Genomic DNA, 6,074 nt, shown 5'->3' on the forward strand with positions numbered 1-6,074 from the left:
ACTGGACCGAGCGGCGCCCGCACCTCGCGGGGACGGCGGGGGCCGCGCTGTGCCGGCACGCGCTGGACGCCGGGTGGTGCGTGCGGGTGGGGTCGGAACGCGCGGTGAAGGTGACCGCGTCGGGCGAGCGGGAGTTCTCGGCGCTGCTCGGTATCCCGCCGGAGAGGCTGCGTTGAGCGCGGCCGAAGGGTGGATCCGCCAGGTGCGGCTCCGACGTGACGCGTCGCGCGCCTCCCTTCTCGGAGCGCTCGCCGTCCGATTTCCGCCAGCCGGTGCACGAGCCCACACCTAGCCTCGGGAGCATGATGAACTCCGTCAGGACCCGTCCGCAGCTGCTCGCCACCGGCGCCGCCGCCGTCACGGTCGTGCTGTGGGCCTCCGCCTTCGTGGCGATCCGCAGCGCGGGAACCGCGTACTCGCCGGGCGCGCTGGCGCTCGGGCGGCTGGCTTCGGGCGCCCTCGCGCTGGGGATCATCTCGGCCGTACGCCGGGAAGGCCTGCCGCCCAGGTCGGCCTGGCGCGGGATCCTGCTGTCGGGCGTGCTCTGGTTCGGGTTCTACATGGTCGCCCTGAACTGGGGCGAGCAGCGGGTGGACGCGGGCACGGCGGCGCTCGTGGTGAACGTCGGCCCGCTGCTGATCGCCCTGCTGGGCGCCCGGCTGCTCGGGGATCCGATGCCGCCGAGGCTGCTGGCGGGGATGGCCGTGTCCTTCGCCGGCGCGGTGACCGTGGGTCTGTCGATGTCGGCCGGCGGCGGCTCCTCGGTGCTCGGGGTGGTGCTGTGCCTGCTCGCGGCCGGCGCCTACGCGGCCGGGGTCGTCGCGCAGAAGCCCGCGCTGGGGCGGGCGAGCGCCCTCCAGGTCACGACGTTCGGGTGCCTGGTCGGCGCGGTGGGCTGTCTGCCGTTCACCGGGCAACTGGTGCGCCAGGTCGCCCACGCGCCCGTGTCGGCCACCCTCGACATGGTCTACCTGGGCGTCTTCCCGACCGCGCTCGCCTTCACCACCTGGGCCTACGCCCTCGCCCGCACCACCGCCAGCCGGTTGGGCGCGACGACGTACGCCGTACCCGCGCTGGTGGTGCTGATGTCCTGGCTGGCGCTGGGCGAGGTGCCGGGGGGGCTCACCCTGGTGGGCGGGGCCCTGTGTCTCGCCGGTGTGGCGGTGTCGCGGTCCCGGGCGCGCGGCGGCCGGGCGGCGCGGGCCGCGGCCGGGGAGCCGCGGCCCGGGAAGCCCCGGAAGCCCGAGAAGGTCGTCTGACCCGTCAGAACACCACCAGTGCCCGGCCGCCCTTGCCCGCGAGCATGTTCTCGAAGGCGGCCGGGATGCCCTCCAGGCCGATCCGCTCGGTGACCAGCGCGGAGAGGTCCAGGCGGCCCTCGCGTACGTGCCCGGCGAGGACGGGCAGATCGCGGGCCGGGTCGGTGTTGCCGTAGACGCAGCCGGACAGGGTGCGGCCCCAGTGGAAGATCTCCAGGGCGTTGAAGGTCACCTCCTGGTCCTTGCCGCCGATGCCGACGACCGTCGTACGGCCGCCCCGGCGGGTGGACTCCCAGGCGGCGCGGATGCTGACCGCGCGGCCCACGCACTCCACGGAGACGTCCACGCCCTGCCTCCCGGTGAGCGCGCGGATCTCGCGGGCGGTGTTCTCCGAGGCGAGGACGTAGTCGGTGGCGCCGGCCGCGCGGGCCAGTTCCTCCTTCTCCGGGGAGACGTCGACCGCGATGATCCTGGACGCGCCCGCGATACGGGCCGACTGCAGGGTGGCGAGGCCGACCCCGCCGACGCCGAACACCGCGACCGTCTCGCCGGGCCGGACCCGCGCCGAGTGGTGGACGGCCCCGTAGCCGGTGAGGACGGCGCAGCCGAGGAGGGCCGCGTCCACCAGCGGCACGCCCTCGGGCAGGGGCAGCACGCAGGCGGCGGAGACCACCGTCTCCTCGGCGAACGCGGCCACGTTCAGGCCGGGGTGGAGGTCGGTGCCGTCCATGGTGCGGGCGTACACGTCGGCGGCGCCGTTGAGGGCGTTGGCGCACAGCCAGACCTCGCCGAGCGCACAGGCGTGACAGGTCCCGCAGGAGGGCGCCCAGTTGAGGACCACACGGGCGCCGGGCGAGACGTGGGTGACGCCGTCCCCCACGGCCACGACCGTGCCCGCGCCCTCGTGGCCGAGGACGGCCGGGACGGGCACGCGCATGGTGCCGTTGGTCAGGGACAGGTCGGAATGGCAGACGCCGGCGGCGGCGAGGCGGACCCGGACCTGTCCGGGCCCCGGGTCGGGCAGCTCGATGCCGGTGATCTCCAGGGGGGCGCCGATGGCGGGCAGGACAGCGGCTCGTACGGCCATGGCTCGCGGACTTCCTTAGAACTGGAGGGACTTGGTCTGGAGGTACTCGGCGAGTCCGTGCGTGCCGAGTTCGCGGCCGACGCCGGACCGCTTGTAGCCGCCGAAGGGCGCGAGGGGGTTGAACCGGCCGCCGTTGATGTCGACCTGGCCGGTGTCCATGCGCCGGGCGAAGGCCACCGCCTCGGCCTCGTCACCCGCCCAGACGGCGCCGGCGAGGCCGTACACCGTGCCGTTGGCGATGCGCAGGGCGTCCTCCTCGTCCTCGTAGCGCAGGACGGACAGGACCGGGCCGAAGATCTCCTCCTGGGCGATCGTCATGTCGGGGGTCACGTCGGCGAAGACCGTCGGGCTGACGAAGTAGCCCTTCTCGTGCGGGGATCCGGGCCCGCCCGCGACCAGCCGGGCGCCCTCGGCCACGCCCTTCTCGATGTAACCGCGCACCCGCTCCTGCTGCTTGGCGCTGACGACGGGGCCGATGCGGTCGCCGTACTTGGCGGCGGCGGTCCGGGCCAGCTCGACGGCCTCGTCGTACCGGTCGCGGTGGACCAGCATGCGGGTCCAGGCGCTGCAGGTCTGCCCGGAGTTGGACATCACGTTGGCGACGCCGACGTTCACCGCCTTGGCGAGGTCGGCGCTCGGCAGGATGACGTTGGCGGACTTGCCGCCCAGCTCCAGCGCCACCCTCTTCACGGCGGCGCCGGCGACCGCGCCGATGCGGCTGCCGACCGCGGTGGAGCCGGTGAAGGAGACGAGGTCCACGCCGGGGTGCTCGGCGAGGGCCTGCCCGGCGACCGGTCCGAGGCCGGTGACCAGGTTGAACACGCCCGCCGGCACGCCCGCCTCGTGGACCGCCTCGGCGAAGAGCTGGGCGGTGAGCGGGGTGTCCTCGGCGGGCTTGAGGACGATCGTGCAGCCCGCGGCGAGCGCCGGGGCGACCTTGGCGACGATCTGGTGCAGGGGGTAGTTCCAGGGGGTGATCGCGCCGACCACCCCGACGGGCTCCTGGAGGACGGTGGAGTTGCCGACCCGCTCCTCGAAGGGGTGGGAGGCGGCCAGCTCGGCGTAGGAGCCGGCGACCGCGATGGGCACGGCCGCGTGCACCGCCTGGGAGAAGGCGAGCGGCGAGCCCAGTTCGGCGGTGACCGTCTCGGCGATCTCGTCCTTGCGGGCCACGAGGACGTCCCGGAGGGCGGCCAGGCGTGCCGCGCGCTCGGCCGGGGGTGTGGCGGCCCAGCCGGGAAGGGCGGCGCGGGCCGCGCGGACGGCGGTGTCGACGTCCAGCGGGCCTCCGGCCGGGACCCGGCCGATGACCTGCTCGTCGACCGGGTTCACGACCTCGATCACGTCCGTGGTCCCGGCGGGGCGCCACGCCCCGTCGATGTACAGGCCGTCGTGTGCCTTCATGCTGCTTCCTTCCGGCGGGTCTGGTCGTCCGGCACACAAACTAGCGATGATAGTTTTCCGGCGCCAGACGTCCCGGGACATCATGACCGCCGCGCCGGGCGCTCACGCGTCCAGGTCGGGCAGCCGGTCGGGGGACGGGCAGATCCGGTCGCCGTGCCGGTCGAAGACGAAGAGATGGGCCAGGTCGACGAGGAGCGGGACCTGCATGCCGTGCCGCAGCCGGATGTCGGGGGTGGTGCGCACCACCAGGTCGCCGGGGAGCCGGCCCTCCGGCGGTGCGGGCTCGGCGTCGGCCGGATGGTCCAGGACGACCACCGGCCCGGCCCGCAGCGAGCCCGCCCGCTCCCGCAGCCGGTCCAGCACGGTCGGCCCCTCCCCGCGGCTCCGGCGCGGGGGCCGGGCGGCCGGGCGCGGGGCCTCCAGCTCGGGCACGACGGCGGGACGGGAGCCGGTGTCGAAGTGGACGAGGGTCTCGTGCCCCTGGAACTCGACGTGCTCCACCAGCCCGGTGATCGCCACCTCCCCGGGCCGGGCGGAGCTGTGCCTGGCGATGCGTACGGCCTCGGAGCGCAGCCCGACGACGACCTCGCGGCCCTGCTGCACCCGCAGCAACCGGTGGTCCAGGCACAGGGGGTCGGGCAGGCGCAGCGCCTGCTTGCCGAGGCTGATGGTCATGGCGCCGTCGAGCGGGGCGCGGACCAGGCCGCGCAGCAGGTTGATGCGCGGGGTGCCGATGAAGGCGGCGACGAAGACGTTGCGGGGCAGCGCGTAGACCTCGCGGGGGGTGCCGACCTGCTGGAGGACCCCGCCGCGCAGCACGGCGACCCGGTCGCCGAGGGACATCGCCTCGGCCTGGTCGTGGGTGACGTACACCGTGGTGGCGCCCAGCTCCCGGGTCAGCCGGGACATCTCGGCGCGCAGATGGTTGCGGAGCTTGGCGTCGAGGTTGGACAGCGGCTCGTCCATCAGGAAGGCAGAGGGGTGGCGGGCGATCGCCCGGCCCATCGCCACCCGCTGGCGTTCCCCGCCGGACAGCTGGCTCGGGAAGCGGTCGAGCAGGTCCTCGATGCCGAGCATGCGGGCGGTGGCGGTGACGCGCGGGCCGGGGTCGGCGCCGGGGGACTCGATGCGCAGCGGGAAGCCGATGTTGTCGCGGCCGGTCATGTTCGGGTAGAGGGCGAAGTTCTGGAAGACCATGGCCATGGCCCGCTCGGAGGGCTGCCAGTGGTTGGCGTACTCGCCGTCCAGGAGCAGGTCGCCCGCGTCGATGTCCTCCAGGCCGGCGATCATCCGCAGCACGGTGGACTTCCCGCAGCCGGACGGGCCCAGCAGCACCAGGAACTCACCGGGCGCGATGTCCAGCGAGAGCCGGTCGACCACGCGCGGGCCGCGGCCGTAGGACTTGCTCACGTCGTGCAGTGCGATGGCGCGTGTCATGACTGCCGCCCCGGGGGCTGTACGGAGCGCCGCTGCTCCGTGGTCCTGAGCCCCGCGCGGGTCGCACGGGGCCTGTGGGTCACGGAAGTTAACGGAATGCGCCCTGCCGTGGAAGAGCGGCCCCGGCATCCGGCGCCGCACCGCAGGCGGGACGGGAAGCGGACGACGGGGTTCGGGCCGGCGGGCCCGGGTTCGGGTGGGGACGCCCGCGCCGCGTCGTCATCTGGTGGCGGTCAGATGGGCGAAGACCACCACGTTGCTCGTGTAGCCCGTGCGCCGGCTGAACAGGCCCCCGCAGGTGAGCACGCGCAACTCCGGGCGCCGGGCCGGGCTGTACACCTCCTTGTCGGGGAAGCCGGACTTGTCGAAGACCTTCACCCGGTCCACGGTGTAGACGGCGGTACGGCCGTCCGCGCGGCGGGCCTCGATCGGCTTGCCGGGTTTGAGCTGGGCGAGCGCGGCGAACACGGCGGGCCCGGTCGCGGTGTCACGGTGGCCGACGGCGATCGCGGTGCCGGACTCGCCCGGGGTGGGACCGCCCTCGTACCAGCCGACCAGCTTCGGCCTGCCGACCGGGGGCGTCTCCAGCCGCCGGTCGCCGTCGAGCCGGACGGCCGTGACCGGGGCGTCGACGCCCAGGGAGGGGATACGGACGGACGTCGGCCGGGACCGGGGCAGCGGGCGGGGCGGGGGCAGCGCGCGGGCCGCGCCGGACTCCCGGCCCACCCCCCGTCCGTCGGCCCCGCCGGAGTCCGACCCGGCGGCCGCGAGGGTGTCCCCGTCGCCCGCCCGGCACGGCAACACCACCACCCTGCCCACCGCCTACCAACTGGCCACGCTGCAGCACGGAAACCCGAAGCTCCGGACCGAACGACGGATCTCGCGGG

General features: G+C 74.7%; 5 protein-coding genes and 1 pseudogene. 2 read left to right on the forward strand and 4 right to left on the reverse strand.

The features are described 5' to 3' along the window. A pseudogene (locus ACWEN3_RS38970) lies at positions 1-176 on the forward strand (transcriptional regulator); the annotation flags it as partial. Positions 177-302: 126 nt separating this feature from the next. Then, on the forward strand, positions 303-1,259 hold the full coding sequence (locus tag ACWEN3_RS38975; RefSeq protein WP_452981227.1) for a DMT family transporter: 957 nt from the start codon (positions 303-305) through the stop codon (positions 1,257-1,259). 4 nt (positions 1,260-1,263) lie between these two features. On the opposite strand, the gene ACWEN3_RS38980 is transcribed toward ACWEN3_RS38975, so the two are convergent. From ACWEN3_RS38980 to ACWEN3_RS38995, 4 genes are all read right to left on the reverse strand, one after another. Then, a complete protein-coding gene (locus tag ACWEN3_RS38980) occupies positions 1,264-2,346 on the reverse strand; it encodes a Zn-dependent alcohol dehydrogenase (RefSeq protein WP_452981230.1) in 1,083 nt (360 codons plus the stop codon). Positions 2,347-2,361: 15 nt separating this feature from the next. Beyond that, entirely contained in the window at positions 2,362-3,750 is a 1,389-nt protein-coding gene (locus tag ACWEN3_RS38985) for an aldehyde dehydrogenase family protein (RefSeq protein ID WP_452981233.1), read from the reverse strand. A 102-nt stretch (positions 3,751-3,852) separates the two neighbouring features. Then, positions 3,853-5,187, reverse strand: a complete 1,335-nt coding sequence (locus tag ACWEN3_RS38990) for an ABC transporter ATP-binding protein (RefSeq protein ID WP_452981236.1) — start codon at positions 5,185-5,187, stop codon at positions 3,853-3,855. A 219-nt stretch (positions 5,188-5,406) separates the two neighbouring features. Continuing rightward, on the reverse strand, positions 5,407-5,991 hold the full coding sequence (locus tag ACWEN3_RS38995; protein ID WP_452981239.1) for a class F sortase: 585 nt from the start codon (positions 5,989-5,991) through the stop codon (positions 5,407-5,409). Between the last annotated feature and the right edge of the window lie 83 nt (positions 5,992-6,074).

The sequence above is a fragment of the Streptomyces sp. NPDC004561 genome (genome assembly GCF_053602155.1).

What these genes read in the sequence shown, in the direction of transcription:
- ACWEN3_RS38975 (WP_452981227.1), top strand. Translation starts at nt 303, where the DNA reads ATGATGAACTCCGTCAGGACCCGTCCGCAGCTGCTCGCCACCGGCGCC.
- ACWEN3_RS38980 (WP_452981230.1), bottom strand. Translation starts at nt 2,346, where the DNA reads ATGGCCGTACGAGCCGCTGTCCTGCCCGCCATCGGCGCCCCCCTGGAG.
- ACWEN3_RS38985 (WP_452981233.1), bottom strand. Translation starts at nt 3,750, where the DNA reads ATGAAGGCACACGACGGCCTGTACATCGACGGGGCGTGGCGCCCCGCC.
- ACWEN3_RS38990 (WP_452981236.1), bottom strand. Translation starts at nt 5,187, where the DNA reads ATGACACGCGCCATCGCACTGCACGACGTGAGCAAGTCCTACGGCCGC.